Source organism: Lunatibacter salilacus (assembly GCF_009797935.1).
In the GTDB taxonomy this organism is placed as follows: domain Bacteria; phylum Bacteroidota; class Bacteroidia; order Cytophagales; family Cyclobacteriaceae; genus Lunatibacter; species Lunatibacter salilacus.
Genome location: NZ_VOLC01000004.1, coordinates 46,969 through 62,216 on the forward strand (window position 1 = coordinate 46,969; position 15,248 = coordinate 62,216).

The 15,248-nt window shown below is 40.7% G+C and carries 14 protein-coding genes; 13 read left to right on the forward strand and 1 reads right to left on the reverse strand.

Annotation, left to right across the window (positions count from 1 at the left end; genetic code table 11):
• The first annotated feature begins 106 nt into the window (after window positions 1–106).
• From FQ608_RS27430 to FQ608_RS06945, 5 genes are all read left to right on the forward strand, one after another.
• Window positions 107–334, forward strand: coding sequence for a hypothetical protein (locus FQ608_RS27430; protein ID WP_234364104.1), 228 nt, complete (start codon window positions 107–109; stop codon window positions 332–334).
• Window positions 335–347: 13 nt separating this feature from the next.
• Entirely contained in the window at window positions 348–698 is a 351-nt protein-coding gene (rhuM, locus tag FQ608_RS27435) for a RhuM family protein (RefSeq protein ID WP_234364105.1), read from the forward strand.
• Between the two features lie 46 nt (window positions 699–744).
• Complete coding sequence (locus FQ608_RS06935; RefSeq protein WP_158857103.1) at window positions 745–1,053, forward strand: nucleotidyltransferase family protein; 309 nt, start codon at window positions 745–747, stop codon at window positions 1,051–1,053.
• Window positions 1,043–1,381, forward strand: coding sequence for a HepT-like ribonuclease domain-containing protein (locus FQ608_RS06940; RefSeq protein ID WP_158857104.1), 339 nt, complete (start codon window positions 1,043–1,045; stop codon window positions 1,379–1,381). Before FQ608_RS06935 ends, FQ608_RS06940 begins: the two co-directional genes overlap by 11 nt.
• A gap of 409 nt (window positions 1,382–1,790) precedes the next feature.
• Window positions 1,791–2,135, forward strand: coding sequence for a ribose-5-phosphate isomerase (locus FQ608_RS06945; RefSeq protein WP_158857105.1), 345 nt, complete (start codon window positions 1,791–1,793; stop codon window positions 2,133–2,135).
• Window positions 2,136–2,216: 81 nt separating this feature from the next.
• On the opposite strand, the gene FQ608_RS06950 is transcribed toward FQ608_RS06945, so the two are convergent.
• On the reverse strand, window positions 2,217–3,329 hold the full coding sequence (locus tag FQ608_RS06950) for a fatty acid desaturase (protein ID WP_158857106.1): 1,113 nt from the start codon (window positions 3,327–3,329) through the stop codon (window positions 2,217–2,219).
• 720 nt (window positions 3,330–4,049) lie between these two features.
• On the opposite strand from FQ608_RS06950, the gene FQ608_RS06955 reads away from it, so the two are divergent.
• The 8 genes from FQ608_RS06955 to FQ608_RS06995 all read left to right on the forward strand — a co-directional run bounded on the left by FQ608_RS06955 (window position 4,050) and on the right by FQ608_RS06995 (window position 14,530).
• Window positions 4,050–4,310 (forward strand): type II toxin-antitoxin system ParD family antitoxin, encoded by a 261-nt coding sequence (locus FQ608_RS06955; protein WP_158857107.1) that lies wholly within the window; start codon window positions 4,050–4,052, stop codon window positions 4,308–4,310.
• Window positions 4,297–4,596 (forward strand): type II toxin-antitoxin system RelE/ParE family toxin, encoded by a 300-nt coding sequence (locus FQ608_RS06960; RefSeq protein ID WP_158857108.1) that lies wholly within the window; start codon window positions 4,297–4,299, stop codon window positions 4,594–4,596. The genes FQ608_RS06955 and FQ608_RS06960 overlap by 14 nt, the downstream gene beginning before the upstream one ends.
• Before the next feature lie 252 nt (window positions 4,597–4,848).
• Window positions 4,849–5,397, forward strand: a complete 549-nt coding sequence (locus FQ608_RS06970) for a hypothetical protein (RefSeq protein WP_199856332.1) — start codon at window positions 4,849–4,851, stop codon at window positions 5,395–5,397.
• Window positions 5,398–5,913: 516 nt separating this feature from the next.
• Complete coding sequence (locus FQ608_RS06975; protein ID WP_158857110.1) at window positions 5,914–9,018, forward strand: PAS domain S-box protein; 3,105 nt, start codon at window positions 5,914–5,916, stop codon at window positions 9,016–9,018.
• A gap of 108 nt (window positions 9,019–9,126) precedes the next feature.
• Entirely contained in the window at window positions 9,127–9,549 is a 423-nt protein-coding gene (locus FQ608_RS06980) for a response regulator (RefSeq protein ID WP_158857111.1), read from the forward strand.
• A 310-nt stretch (window positions 9,550–9,859) separates the two neighbouring features.
• The gene (locus FQ608_RS06985) at window positions 9,860–10,912 is read left to right on the forward strand and encodes a nucleoside hydrolase (protein ID WP_158857112.1); all 1,053 of its coding nucleotides are present in this window, start codon (window positions 9,860–9,862) and stop codon (window positions 10,910–10,912) included.
• Between the two features lie 451 nt (window positions 10,913–11,363).
• A complete protein-coding gene (locus FQ608_RS06990) occupies window positions 11,364–13,001 on the forward strand; it encodes a sulfatase family protein (RefSeq protein ID WP_158857113.1) in 1,638 nt (545 codons plus the stop codon).
• On the forward strand, window positions 13,001–14,530 hold the full coding sequence (locus tag FQ608_RS06995) for a sulfatase (RefSeq protein WP_234364107.1): 1,530 nt from the start codon (window positions 13,001–13,003) through the stop codon (window positions 14,528–14,530). The genes FQ608_RS06990 and FQ608_RS06995 overlap by 1 nt, the downstream gene beginning before the upstream one ends.
• Window positions 14,531–15,248 lie beyond the last annotated feature (718 nt).

The window sequence follows — 15,248 nt, forward strand, 5'->3', positions numbered from 1 at the left end:
AGTTCAGACAATTTGACGAAAAAGGCGGACGAGGCAGAATGTACCAACTCTATGATACTCAGATGACGCAAATTATTGAGGAATTAAATGAGGCAACAGCAGCATAATGGAAAATAACATCATACTATACAGCAATGAAAATGAGAAAGTAAGCATCAAAGTTACTTTTTTGAAAGATACTTTTTGGCTGCCTCGAAAAGGAATTGCGGAAATGTTTGGCGTTGAAGTCCCTGCTATCAATAAGAAGTTAGCCAATATCTATGAATCAGGGGAATTGACAAAAGAAGCAACTATTTCCATTTTGGAAATAGTTCAAACAGAAGGCAAACCGTAGTGTAAAAAGAAAAGTGGAGTTTTACAATCTCGATGCCATCATAGCCGTGGGCTACCGAGTAAACAGCAAACAAGCAACGCACTTCAGGATTTGGGCCACTCAGACGCTCAAAGAATTTATCATTAAAGGTTTTGTGCTAAACGATAAAATGCTGAAAAACGGCAAGCCCTTTGGCAAAAATCATTTTAATGAACTTTTGGAGCGTATCCGTGAGATACGAGCCAGCGAACGCAGATTGTACCAAAAAATATTTCGGATCTGGACAGACATTGGAAAAAGCCAAAAACAAAAAATCCAACAAATGAGCAGCATAATGAGAGAAGATTGGATAGAAGTTGAGTATGCTCGATTATGGTTATGTTAACCATGTCCCGAAAATAGTAATGAAAATTAACTATCTTTGAATTGAAATGATACAGATAATAAAAGAAAGACTTAATGAAATAATTGCCCTATGTAAGGTGCATAAAGTAAAGTCTATCGCATTATTCGGCTCGGCTGCAAAAGACCTAATGAATGAAACCAGCGACATTGACTTATTAGTGCAATTTTCAGAAGAAATTGAAGTCCTTGATTACGCTGACAATTATTTTTCTTTTTTAGAGAAATTAGAGAATCTAACGGGCAAGAAAATTGATCTTGTTTCAAGAAAATCACTTAAAAATCCAGTCTTGATAGAAGAAATTGACCGCTCTAAGATAGTCTTATATGCAGCCTAAAGTTTTAAAATATATCCTTGACATCCAAAGTGTCATCCAAGAAATCGAAACAGTAAAAAGTAAAACCAAAAATAATTTCATTTCTTTTGAATCAGACATCATCTTGCAAAGAGCAATTGAGAGAGATTTAGAAATTATCGGAGAGGCAGTTAGAAAGATAATTGAGATTGATCCTGCTATCAAAATAACTTCTGCGAAGAATATTATCGGATTACGAAATATTATTTCTCATGCTTATGACACTGTTGAACCGGAAATGATTTGGGGCATTATTCAGAATAATATTCCTGTTTTAGCAGACGAAATTAAAAATATTAAAGGGACGTAATGAAGAGCCTTGCAATCCGGGGTTCGGCTCCGCTCACCCCTGGTTTTTTAGTCGTCTAGTGGAATAGCAAATTCCATTTATCTGTCCTCACGATTGCAATCACCTGCTGTTCGACATTTGCAATGTCGAATTACAAATAATAAGGATTTGCAATCCTGGTCCCAATTTAGTCGTCTACTGGAATTACAAATTCCATTTATCTGTCCTCGGGATTTCAAATCCCGAGGAGCACGTTTTTTTAGATGCAAGAAAATCCTATCTTTAAGACATAGTCGGCAACTGAGTATACCTTCCTGGCGGAAGGTATTTCAAAGCAAACGGAATGTATAGGATTGTAACTATTGAACTATTTTCTTGGGGATTACATCGGTCGGATAAATGGATATAGGGAAACAAAAATTTGATGACAATGAGGTATCAGGTATATGTTGTTGAGCTATCGAAACGAGTTTTTACAGAAAACACAAAGTTCAGAAATGCTAATCCGCAGTTTAATGGAGTGCTTGAATGTCTTTATGTGGGCATGACCAGCAAGACTCCATTGGAACGATTCAAGCAACATAAAACGGGTTATATAAACAAAAAAGGACATAAATTATCTGCAAATATTGTCGAGAAATATGGAACCTACTTACGACCGAGCTTATACAACCCAATTAATTTGCATCCAATGACAAGAGCAGAAGCATTGGTAATGGAAAAAAAACTTGCGTTGAATTTGCGACGAAAAGGATATGCAGTTTGGTTCAACTGATATTTAATATGCGCCCAATTCATTTGCAAAAGTCTTAACTCTACTATCTCATATTCTTTTTATTAATTTCAACATCATAAATTACCGCTGCTTTCCTTGGCGTTCATCACCTTCTGCTTGAAAAACCAGCAGGTCTTCTTCCTTAACTCGAGCTTGCTGCTTTTTCTCAGTTACGGCATTGGCGTCAGGCTCAAAGTAGTTTCGCAAAAATTCTTCTTTGGCATCATTGTACTGCGAAACAGCCCCTAACTTATACAATCCGTAAATATAGATCCATGCCATATCCAATTGGTAGGTCAAAAAGCCGGCCCTCGCACTATTCGGGTATAGGTGGTGGTTGTTGTGCCATTCTCCTGAGAACCAGCCTGGCCTATTTTGGTTAATGGCTAGGTTACTCCGGTCGAAATCAACCCCTTCTACATGTTTTTGTTTACCGCCACCATGTCCGGTATAGTTGAAGGCGCGAACCAGTAAAAACCATAAAATGGCAGCGCTAAACAGCGCACAGGCAAGTGAGTGGCCGCCAATCAAAAAGAAAGCCGTGTACCAAAAAGACCAGTTTAGGATCCTGACAATCATCTCATCAAGTGGATTGCTCACAGTGCCCCACTTTTTGTACTGTTCATAGGTATTGATTTTTACGCCTGTATGCTTGAGGTAGTTAGAAACCTTTTTGTATTCCTTTTCATCTAGATCCGTTGAGATACCTTGATGGTTTGCATCTGAAAGCATGCAATATAAGAGTCCGGCCTTGGCATTGTATGGATCTCCCGGTTCATCAGAAAGGGCATGATGAACATGGTGCGAAATGGTATAAGTTTCTTCTGGAATAGTTCTCACTACTAAATTGCGCGTAATGAAACGCCAAATCGGATGGCTGAATTTATAGGCCCTGTGCGTACAGAAGCGATGAAACCAGATGGTGCCGTGAGTACTCATGATTATCATGCTGTAAACTACAATCAAAGGAATGAACCATGGATTGAAGAACTTAAACAGGAATAGGGAAAGGAAAGGGACGAGACAAAAAACGGTAGCCCAACTTACGAAGGTTATCCAGTTTTTTTTGGACTTAAATATATTTACCCGAGAAAAGGCTTCCGTAAATAATTCTTTTTTTGATGGTATTACAAGTCTACCATGCTTTTCCCATCCGTAAGATGGCGGACGGAGTACTCTATTTATAAATGTCATATTCTATTATAATTGATAATCATTTGATTCTATAATCTTAATTTTTTGATATCCGGCTATATGGGTTTAAGATGAGTAATTATTGCACAGATTATCGGAGGTTGGCGCTAGTTATAAATGAAAAGCCTATACTCCATTAAAATTTCACTGATTTTATTACTACTTGGTTGCAAAGAAATGAACAAGCAGGACAAGATTAAAATTCAGTTAAAGATCTAAATAATTACCTATTTATAGAAAAAAATATATTTTGTACTAAGTAAAGTTTAATAATATAATTTTAACCTGAAGAAAATTTTCGTCCAATTTTTTTTATAATCAATACCTTGGCTCCACTGATTGTCGGGGAAATAGCGCAAAAGTGCCGTCAACTTTCTTGCGGATCAAATTATGGCGAATGAACCAAAACACATACTGCTCCCATGCTTTTGTGTAAAATAGGATGTTTATCTGGAAAGGCTTGATGTTGTTTTGGGGTTCGGCTCCGCTCACCTCTCGATTTTTAGTCGTCTAGTGGAATTGCAAATTCCATTTATCTGTTCTGGAGAATGCAAATCACGGGCAGCAGGGGAGCAGGTGAATTAAAATCACGAGCGCCTTTAGAAGCAATAAACAAAAGTGAATAAATTCCCTTGCCAGATTCCGTTGGATGTAATTTGACAATTCCAACTGGCTTGGACAATTTACCAAATTTTGGTATTTTTGGGAAAAGTTGAAAAAATGAGCAAGAACACATCCATATCGCTTGGGGATTATTTTGAGCAGTTTGTAAGCAATCAAGTAGAATCTGGCAGATACAAAAACGTCAGTGAAGTAATCAGAGCTGGGCTTCGACTTTTGGAGAACGAAGAAAGTAAAGCCATTGCCCTTAAACGAGCCATTCAAGAGGGAGTTGAGAGTGGAGTCGCTCGCGATTTCGACCCCAAAAAAAACCTTCAAGAACTAAAAGCAAGAAGAAGCAAGTATAATGGCTCAATATAAACTGACCAACAAAGCTGTTGAGGACTTGAATGAAATCTGGGACTATACAGCTAATAAATGGTCGGAAGAACAAGCCGATAGATATTACAATATGTTGTTTGACAATTGCCAAGACATTGCTAATAATCCCGATTTAGGACGAAACTATAACGGAATTGCAAATGACTTGTTCGGACTGAAATCAAATCGACATATAATTTTTTACCGGATTCTAGAAGATAAACCGATTGAAATAACTAGAATCTTATACGAAAAAATGGACTTAAAAAACAGAACAACTGAGTAATCAAGAAGCTAGATTCAACATGGTTTATCTTGTCCGTAATATCACGGTCCGTCTCTGACCAATACACATACTGCTCCCATGCTTTTGCGGAAAATAGGATGTTCATTGCAAAGCCTCATGGGCCAACCAGCTAGCCAAGCTTTACAAATGACCCATATCCCCCAATTACTCTAGATTTCCAATATTTACCTGTTTTTCAACTTACTCGCGTCTTTTTGATTTCCAATATTCGCCAAAATTTCGTAATACATTGTGCGAAAACACTTGTTGGACAAATTTTATCAGGATGGAGAACAGCGAATCAGTCTCCGTGATCGTATTTTCCGTGAGGTAGTAGGAAATCTACTCGTCCACAGGGAATTTGCCAACGCTTTTCCGGCGAAATTCATTATTGAAAAAGAGCGGATAGTAGCTGAAAACTGGAACCGTCCGCATGACGCTGGCGTGATTGAGCCGACCTGCTTTTCACCCTTTCCTAAAAACCCAGTAATTGCCAAGTTCTTCAAAGAAATCGGAAGGGTAGACGAATTGGGTTCAGACGTTCGGTATACCTTTAAATATTGTGAAATTTACACTACTGGGACAATTCCGGAGTTCCTGGAGGATGACGTTTTCAAGACAATTATTTCTCTAAAATCCAAAGAAAGTAGAGAAGTCGTTTCAGCCTCCGATTGGGATGAGGTTTGGGGAAAAGTTAGGAGAATGTTCGCGGGAGATATGGAGAGTGAAAAGAAATACGGAAGAAATCGTTGCATGGATGCTTTTGAAACCGGAAATTACAATGGAAGAAATCGCACATAAAAAACATAAAAGTCAAAGCACGGTGGAGAAAACCATAAAAAAATTAAGTGAAGACAAAATATTGGAAAGGGTTGGGTCAATAAAAGCAGGATACTGGAAAATAAACTTGTAGATGAATAGCAAATCCACTACGGCATTTAGAGCGGCCATAGGTCCAGCAGGCTACTTAACTGGGTAAAGTGGGGAAAAGTAAATGTACAGGAGGGCAGCAGTGAGATAGCTCAAGCAGCAGTACCAGCCAGATCTGGTCGAACATTGGAAATTGGTTCAATCTTAGGTACTTTTGGTGCCAAGCGATTTACAACCTGTCTGCCGACTGGCAGGCATGAGGTGCCTCCGCAATACCGCGGAGCAGGCAGTGGAAGGGAGACTTTCACGCACACCCTGCTGTTACGCTTAGCTGAAGTTCAGTGAAAGGGTGTGGCTGAATTGAAAATCACGAACGCCATTAGAAGCAATGGGCAAAAGTGAGTAAATTCCCCTGCCTGACCCAATTAGTAAACATTATAGAAAAGCATGAAAGGACAAACTTTTCGTTTTAGTGAAAAAGACAGACTTAAAAATTTAGAGTCTTACCAAATATTAGGTATAGCTGAAAAAGATGATTATGACTTTATCACTTCCATGGCTGCACAAATCTGCGGCACTGAAATTTCACTTATCAGCTTGGTCACGGATGATAAACAGTGGTTTCTATCCCATCATGGATTAGATACACGAGAGACTCCTAAAGAATACTCATTCTGTGCCCAGGCTATCAAAACACCAGACCGACCTTTTATTGTAGAAGATTCCAGAACGGATTCCCGCTTTTCGGATAATCCTTTAACTACAGGCGATCCTCATGTCATCTTTTATGCAGGCATTCCATTGGTAAGCCAAAATGGATTTCCGCTGGGCACCCTTTGCGTCATAGATAATTTTCCTAAGCAATTGAGTGATGAGCAAATTAAATTGTTGAATAAACTTGCAAGACAAACCATAAGTCTTTTGGAATTGAGAAAGTCCCAAAGGGAAATTGAAGAAATAAACAATCAACTAAATGAAAAGAATTTATTGTCTACGCTAACGGAAGAGGCAAATCAAATCGGTACTTGGGAATTGGATATCGACTCTGGTGAAACAGTTTGGAGTAAGGTCGTTTACCAAATTCATGAGGTTGCTTTAGATTTTGATCACAATAAGGCCAACGCAATCGAGTTCTACCATCCGGATTACAGAAGTGTTGTTACCGATGCACTTCAAAACACCATAAAAAATGACCAGCCAATAGATATAGAAAGTATCCTTATCACCGCCAAAGGCTACCACAAATGGGCTAGAATTATAGGAAAAAAAATAGGGAACAAAGTCATTGGGAGTTTACAAGACATCACAAAAATCAAAGAAAAGGAACTAAAGTTCAAAGGCATTTTTAATTCCACTTTTTCTTTTATCGGTTTCATCAGTAGAGCTGGAATCTTGCTAGAAGCAAACGATACCGCTGTGAATATGGCAGGCATCAGGCATGACGAAGTAATCGGCAAATACTTCTGGGATTGCTATTGGTGGCAAATATCATCGCAAACGCAAGAAGAGCTTAAAAAGAATTTTCTGAAAGCCCTTTCGGGAGAAGCAGTTGTATATGAAGTCAGTGTTTGGGTAGCGAATAAAACACCAATCACTATCCTATTTAGCTTAAAGCCTATTTTTGATGATAACGGAAATGTGATTTACATCATTCCTGAGGGCCGGCCGGTTCAGGAAATAGTGGATGCTAGGAGGAAATTTAAATCCGTAATAGAAGGGACTAATGTAGGTACTTGGGAATGGAATGTGCAAACAGGGGAAACGGTATTCAATGAGCGTTGGGCAGAGATAGTAGGCTATACGCTGGAGGAGTTAGCTCCTATAAGTATCGATACATGGATGAAGTTGGCAGACCCGGATGATCTGGAAGAGTCTGGGAGAATACTAAACGAATGCTTTGAAAGAAAGTCTGAATACTATGAGTTTGAAGCTCGAATGAAGCATAAGGACGGACATTGGGTGTGGGTGTACGACAGGGGAAAAGTATTTGAATGGACCGAGGACGGCAGACCCTTGATGATGTACGGGACTCATCAGGATATCAACGAAAGAAAGCAGAAGGAAGAAGCCCTCAGAATAAGTGAAGAAGCTTTTAGGGGTAATTTTGAAAATGCAGCCGTAGGGATGGCTTTACTGGACGAAAATGGAAAATGGCTAGAAGTCAATGCGAAGCTTTGTGAAACAGTAGGATATTCAGAAGAGGAATTAAAACAGCTCACGTTTCAGCAAATCACCCACCCGGAAGATCTTGATGCTGATTTGGCATTGTTACAGGAATTGACAGAAGGTAAAAGAAACCACTACCATATGGAAAAACGCTATTTCCATAGGGAAGGACACATCGTATACATTATACTTGCTGTATCAATGGTAAAGGACCATAACGATAACATTTTGTACTTTATATCTCAAATTATTGATATTTCAAAACAAAAGCATACCGAAATAGAATTGAAGAAGCTTTTGGTAGAGAATCAAGCGCTCATGGCTGCTACTACCGAAGTAGCATTTGTGTCGATTACTACTGATGGAAAAATCATAAACTCGAATACAGGAGTCAGGAAAATCCTAGGGTACAAAAATGAAGAAATCATAGGTAAAAGTATTCAGGAGCTACTTTTTTTAGAAAATGAATGGAAGGATGTAGCAGAAAAATTGCTCAATTGCCTACCTGAAAAAGGTAAAGAGCATGAATTGCTTTATGCCTTGGCAAATGATACAAAACACAGGATTAGAGAGTGGACTTTTAAGAAGAAAAACGGCAAATTACTACTGGTATTGCTATCAGTAACTGAAATTATATTAGACAATAAAACCCATGGGTATCTATTTGCCGCAACAGACATCAGTCACATTAAATCCATTCAGAAACAGCTGGAACAGAAAAATGAAGAGTTGGAACAATTCGCCTATATCGCTGCGCATGACTTAAAAGAGCCGTTAAGAGGTATTACCACCTACCTTTCTATTTTGAAAAAAAAATACAGTAAACAGCTAGACGAGAAGGCAAATAGCTATATCGACAATGCGTATAATAACGCTGGAAGAATGAAGAATTTAATTACTGATATTCTCGATTTTTCTAAGACTGGGGATGTGGGACAAGAGCAAGTGAATCTGGATGAATTGCTAAATTCGATTTTCACCAATTACCAAAATGACGATAAACTAAAGCAGATTAATTTCTCAAAGTCTAAATTACCGACAATAAAAGGGGATACCAGTTCATTTGTACAACTATTCACCAACTTAATTGACAATGGAATCAAGTATCAGCCGGCTGATAATGTGCCTGAAATCACTATTGGTGTTACTGAAGATGAAAAAACCTATATATTCCGTATTACAGACAACGGGATCGGCATAAATCCGGAACATCAGGATAGGGTATTTGAAATATTTAAACGCTTACATACTGACTCCGAGTACAGCGGCACAGGTATAGGACTGGCGAGTTGTAAAAAAATAGTTTCCGCCTTCGGTGGAAAAATATGGTTTGAACCAAGTGAACCAAAAGGAACTATCTTTATATTTACGATCCCGAAATTTTAAGTTATGAAATCCTGCATGACTGAATTGTCATGCAGATTAATGATAATTATTCATGCGAAATTCCTCCCGAGCTATCGGGATGGCCTATGAAAATCAAATTATAAACAGATGAAAAAACTGATCATTCTTTTAGTAGAGGACAACAAAGAAGATGCTTTTTTAATTAGGGAAGCATTAGAAGATCAAGAGTTTTTGAAAGAGCTATATCATGTAGTGAATGGTGTAGAGGCCATCAAATTTTTAAAGAAAGAAAAACCCTTTGGACAAGTAGAGATACCAGATTTGATTTTAATGGATATCAACATGCCAGTAATGGATGGTCATGAAGCCCTAAAAAGAATCAAATCACTAGAGGTTGTAAAGCATATCCCTGTTCTGATGCTTACCACCTCATCCAGAAAGGAAGATATCCTTAAAGCCTATAAAGAGCAATCCAGCTCCTACATCGTGAAACCTGATGACATCTACGAATTGGAAATCTTGGCTGAAACTATAAAAAACTACTGGAATAATACCGTAAGACTACCGTAAGACTACCGGAATAGTGAACTAAATACCAACATTGTTTTCTTATTTTCAAAAAACGGGAATGAATGTTTGCTGTGCAATAGGCGGGGCTTCATGTACCTCAGACAGTTTTGTAGTAGGAGGTAGGTCTGTGCTCCGCAAAACGCTGCCTTAGCTGATTTCAAAGTGAAAACATGTTTGCATTCCATTGCCTTAGAAAATCGAGCCATTATCTGAAAAAAAATGCAATTTCAGCAGTAAGTTCCGCTTTGATTATATTAGTATTGCCTTAAACCCCCTTGCGGAATATATCTAAATCATTAGATGACCCAGTATGCAAAAAATTTCTCTTTTATTAATTGTGGTATTGCTTTTATCACGTTCTCCAATCCAAAATGGAAAAACTAGTTCATCTGTCTCTGAGCCTGTAAAGATTATTTTGGATACAGACATGGGATCGGATTGTGATGATGCGGGTGCTTTTGCATTGCTACACCGTTATCAGGATCTTGGTATGGCAGAAATAATAGGATGCATATATAGTTCAGGTAAAGTCCCCTTCGGTGCGGGAATTGTTGAGGCAATCAATATTTATTATGGACGCCCGGATATACCCATCGGAGCGTATCATGGAGCCGAAGTCGGTGATCCGGTAGATAAAATGACGGCTGAAAAATTAGCGCGAGATACGGCTGCCTTCAAAAATAGTATAATTTATAACACAGATGCTGAGGAACAAACCCGTTTGAACAGGAAATTACTTGCCAGCAGTGAGGATCATAGTGTAACCTACGTTACAATTGGACATACTAAAGGTCTCTATGATTTACTTGTTTCTGGGCCGGATGATATGTCACCACTGTCCGGTTATGAGCTTGTAGATGAAAAAATAGAAAAATGGGTTTCAATGGGGGGAGTAGGTGCTTACAATCAGGATCAGAAATTTGTATCCGATTGGAACCTCTTCCAGAATGGATCGGCAAGCTATAGCAGGTATTTGGTAGAGAATTTCCCAAGACCAGCCTATTTTTCTGATGGGGGCTCCAATGTCATGACCGGGAAATCATTAAAACATACCCCTCCGGGAAATATTGTAAGGGCAGTCTACCGGGATTGGCTCTGGAATATGTCAAAAAAAACACTTGATGACCAGCGGCCCAGTTGGGACTTGATAGCTGTGTATTTTGCTGTTGAAGGTCTTGGTGACTATCTGAAAGACTCAGGTAAAGGATGGATGGAAATTGATATTGAGAAGGGTGCCAGATGGCATAAGGATGAAAATATCGTTAATAGGACACTGATCCAACAGAAGGAAAATACCAATGAGAGTTTTGGTGCTTACCTGAACGATATGATAGGGGCAAGGCCAAAGTATCATAAAGAATAAAAATTCGCTTACCTGCAACTCAGATGATAATGCCCAGACCATTAGCCCTGTCAATATTAATTTTTCCGACTATGTACAGGGTACAGGAGGTTCAGGAACCTTCGCGCAGTAGGGTTGCATCATGTGGAGCTTAGATCAATTGTAGGTTGATTAACCGCCTCGGAATTGTCGGCGGATGGATTTGTACAGTTCGGTGTATCCCGGTTGTCCCGCGGAATTTACCTGATAGCGATTACAGATAAACATAGTCGGAGACAATTGGAAAAACTAATAGTCAGATAGTATTACGTATCGTTCAGAAAAAAGCTGCTCCAAATGGGGCAGCTTTTTTTGTTTAAACAAAATTTGACTATTTTTCCATACCATTTTGAGCCATAAAATTTTAGCCATATAAAGAAATACTAACTTTCATTAAGATTTCTTACGCAAATCAACCTTTAATAACCCCATCATGAAATTCTTTACCCCATACAATTACTATGTTATAATTCTGTTTTGTTGGATACTTACCACAGCTTGCAACAACGTAGAAAAAGAAAAAAAATCTCCACCAAACATCGTATTCATCATGAGTGATGACCATGCGTATCAGGCCATCAGCGCCTACAGCGATAAGTTGATGCAGACGCCGAATATTGACCGAATTGCTAAGGAAGGCGCAATATTTACCCGGGCTACGGTTACCAACTCCATCTGCGCCCCTAGCCGGGCGGTGCTGCTTACGGGGAAACATAGTTTTATCAACGGAAAGATAGACAATATGGCTGCTTTTGACTGGGAGCAGGATAACTTCCCCAAGTTGCTCCAAGCTAATGGTTACCAGACCGCCATGATTGGTAAAATTCATATGGATGGGATTCCGCAGGGATTTGACTTTTCCATGGTGTTACCCGGGCAAGGTCATTACTATAATCCTGATTTTCTGATAGAGGGGGAGACGGTGAGAAAGGAAGGCTATGTGACAGATATCATCACCGATACTACGCTGGATTGGCTGCAGAATACCAGAGATCCTGACAAGCCCTTCTGCGTGCTTTACCACCATAAAGCACCCCACAGGGAATGGGAACCCGCACCAAGGCACTACCGGGAATTTACCCAAAGAAAATTTGAGGAACCGACTACCTTATTTGATGACTATGAAGGCAGGGGAACAGCGGCCAAAGAAGCTGAAATGAATATCCTCAAGCACATGAACTGGGCGGGGGATTCAAAGCTTTATCCAGAGACCATTGCAAAGCTAGGGATAAGCCCGACGGTGGTTGGGCCCGGCAATAATAGCTGGGATATAGGTGCTTTTGAAAGGACCATCGGCAGAATGAATGAGGCTCAAAGGGCCGAATGGGATGAAGTTTATGGACCCATCAACGAAGATTTCATTAAAAGGTATCCCACTATGACGGAGGAAGAGCTTATGAAATGGAGGTATCAACGCTATATGCAGGATTACCTCGGCACCATCGCAGCCGTGGATGAAGGAGTAGGCCGAGTGTTGGATTACCTCGATGAAGCAGGTCTTGCGGAGAACACCATCGTGGTATATACTTCCGATCAGGGGTTTTACCTGGGAGAGCATGGCTGGTTTGACAAGCGTTTTATGTATGAAGAATCCTTCCGCATGCCGCTGATGGTTCGTTACCCGCCGGAGATTGAGCCGGGGACAGTCATTGACGCATTGGTACAGAACCTAGATTTTGCGCCTACCTTTTTGGATTACACTGGGGTAACTATTCCAGATGACATGCAGGGCGAGTCTTTCAGGAAACTGGTAAGCGGTGAGCGGGGAGAATGGCGTGATGCCGTTTATTATACTTATTACGAATATCCTTCCGTGCATATGGTGAAGCGCCATTACGGAGTGGCAACGGAACGTTACAAATTGATGCATTTCTACTATGACATCGATGAATGGGAAATGTATGACCTGCAGCAAGATCCCAAGGAGATGAAGAATGTTTATGGTGATCCAAGCTATGAACAAGTGCAAAAAGATCTGCACAGCAGGTTGGAAGCCTTACGGACACAATATGGCGATTCCGATGAACTGAATCAGCAGTTTATAGACCGATATATAAATCGAAATAATTGATGACGAACGATAGAGTTATGGGGGCAGGTATCTTGGGTCTCGTTTTTCGACAGCTGATTGTTGTCGTTTTATGTTGTTTACCGACCATGCTACAGGCGCAACAACCGAATATTTTGGTAATCATCTCCGATGACCTGAATACCAAAATCGGCCCCTATATGGAAATAGATAACCATACCCCGCATCTTGACCGGCTTGCCATGGAAGGGATGCGGTTTTCTAGGGCCTACAGCCAATTTCCGCTCTGTGGCCCATCTAGGGCTTCATTTATGAGCGGTTTGTATCCGGAGTCCAATGGGGTATTGGGAAACAATGACCAGCCGGGTAGTTATAGAAAGGAAACACCCGCTTTGGCCAACCATCCTTCCATGGCGGGATTTTTCAGGGAGCGGGGTTATTTTACCGCCCGGGTTTCAAAGATTTTCCATATGGGTGTTCCGGGCGGTATAGAACGTGGTGAACCGGGAGGGGATGACCCGGATTCCTGGGATTATGCGTATAATGTGATGGGTCCTGAAACGATGAGTCCAGGTGATTTGGAGTTATTGTCCCCCAAGAACCTACACTATGGCTCCAATTTCGCCCAAATGGTGATAGCGGATAGCCTCCAAGGCACCCAAACAGATTACATGGCCGCCAGCCAGGCAATAGCCATTCTGGAAAACCGTGCGGGTAAAATACCGGAAGGAGGCACCAACAATCAGCGGATTAAACAAGAGGCTCCGTTTTTTCTTGCGGTTGGATTTGTCAGGCCTCATGTGCCTCTTATTGCCCCTGAGAGCAGCTTTGTACCATATCCGGTCTATGAGGTGGAACTGCCACAATTCATTATCGGTGACAATGTTCCCGAACAGGCATTAAGAAGGCAAAACGATAAAGTATGGGGCATGGATGAGCTCCAACAAAAAAAGACTATTGCTGCCTATATGGCCAGTGTCCGTTTTATGGACGAGCAGGTCGGGAGGCTACTGGATGCCCTTGAGCGGTTAGAGCTAAGAGAGGAGACGATTGTTGTTTTTCTTTCGGACCATGGCTATAACTTGGGTGAACATGATAGTTGGTCTAAAGTAAGTCTATGGGAGGGAAGCGTGGCAGCACCGATGATTATTTCAGTACCGGGAACTGCGTATATGGAAAAACATGGAACAACTAATAATGCGATCACCGAACTGATGGACCTCTATCCCACATTGGCGGATTTGGGAGGGTTTGGGGATGAAATACCTTCCATTCTTCAAGGAGAAAGCTTGACTGGTATTTTAAATGGGACTAGGAATGATAAAATAAAGGACTACGCCTACACAATCAACAATGGGGGTGCTACCATCAGAACAGATCGGTGGAGATACACCCGATGGGGAGATGATACGGAGGGTGATAATGAAGAGCTTTACGATCACCACAATGATCCGGAAGAGCATGTGAATTTGGTAGGAGAAACTTCTAAAAATGGAGATTTACTTCAATTAAGAGTTAAATTTGAAGAAGTCAGAATAAAAGCACGAAATGGTGTTGGTGTGATAAAATAATAGCCCGCAGATCTCGCAGATTTACGCAGATTTTTTTGAATTATGATGGCCTTATTTTTTTTTAGCCCTGTAAGGATGTAATCTTAGTAGCCAGGGGTATAGCGAAGCGGAGCCCCTGGAAGGGATATAATCGATCGGTTTTGTTTTGGCAGCGGGGACGGTTGAAGAGCCTGCCTTTTCCGCCAAAACCCGGCTTTGTTGATCTTTGCCTTCTTGAGGAAATAGCCCGCTGATTGCGCAGAACTTGTCCCGGTTTTTCGTGATTTTCGCTGATTTTTTTAGGATAGCCCCAACGGGGTGACATCAACAGCCAGGGGTGTAGCGAAGCGGAGCCCCTGGATTGGATTTAATCGATCGATTTCGTTTTGGCAGCGGGGATGGTTGTGGTGCCATTCCTTTCCCGCCAAAACCCGGTTCTGTTGATCTTTGCCTTCTTGAGGTGGAATGGAACGCTGATTAGCCGGATTTTACGGATTTGAGCGGATTTTATGGGTTATGAATGATGAACGTAGGAATGGATAGTGTCTGGTTTTTAGTCGAAGGTTGGAGTTGGGTTTTGATCCGAACGGGGTTTAACAACAATAACCATGGGTGTAGCGGCAGCGGAACCCATGGATGGGAAGACATCTCGGTTGTGTTTTGGTCCTCTTGGATTAGGACAGTACCTAGCGAAGAGAAACATCCAATCAGAGAGAGCTTGAGAAATCAATTTAAAGAA

What these genes read in the sequence shown, in the direction of transcription:
- FQ608_RS06995 (WP_234364107.1), top strand. Translation starts at nt 13,001, where the DNA reads ATGACGAACGATAGAGTTATGGGGGCAGGTATCTTGGGTCTCGTTTTT.
- FQ608_RS06945 (WP_158857105.1), top strand. Translation starts at nt 1,791, where the DNA reads ATGAGGTATCAGGTATATGTTGTTGAGCTATCGAAACGAGTTTTTACA.
- FQ608_RS06980 (WP_158857111.1), top strand. Translation starts at nt 9,127, where the DNA reads ATGAAAAAACTGATCATTCTTTTAGTAGAGGACAACAAAGAAGATGCT.
- FQ608_RS06950 (WP_158857106.1), bottom strand. Translation starts at nt 3,329, where the DNA reads ATGACATTTATAAATAGAGTACTCCGTCCGCCATCTTACGGATGGGAA.
- FQ608_RS06975 (WP_158857110.1), top strand. Translation starts at nt 5,914, where the DNA reads ATGAAAGGACAAACTTTTCGTTTTAGTGAAAAAGACAGACTTAAAAAT.
- FQ608_RS06985 (WP_158857112.1), top strand. Translation starts at nt 9,860, where the DNA reads ATGCAAAAAATTTCTCTTTTATTAATTGTGGTATTGCTTTTATCACGT.
- FQ608_RS06990 (WP_158857113.1), top strand. Translation starts at nt 11,364, where the DNA reads ATGAAATTCTTTACCCCATACAATTACTATGTTATAATTCTGTTTTGT.
- FQ608_RS06960 (WP_158857108.1), top strand. Translation starts at nt 4,297, where the DNA reads ATGGCTCAATATAAACTGACCAACAAAGCTGTTGAGGACTTGAATGAA.
- FQ608_RS06940 (WP_158857104.1), top strand. Translation starts at nt 1,043, where the DNA reads ATGCAGCCTAAAGTTTTAAAATATATCCTTGACATCCAAAGTGTCATC.
- FQ608_RS27430 (WP_234364104.1), top strand. Translation starts at nt 107, where the DNA reads ATGGAAAATAACATCATACTATACAGCAATGAAAATGAGAAAGTAAGC.
- FQ608_RS06935 (WP_158857103.1), top strand. Translation starts at nt 745, where the DNA reads ATGATACAGATAATAAAAGAAAGACTTAATGAAATAATTGCCCTATGT.
- FQ608_RS06955 (WP_158857107.1), top strand. Translation starts at nt 4,050, where the DNA reads ATGAGCAAGAACACATCCATATCGCTTGGGGATTATTTTGAGCAGTTT.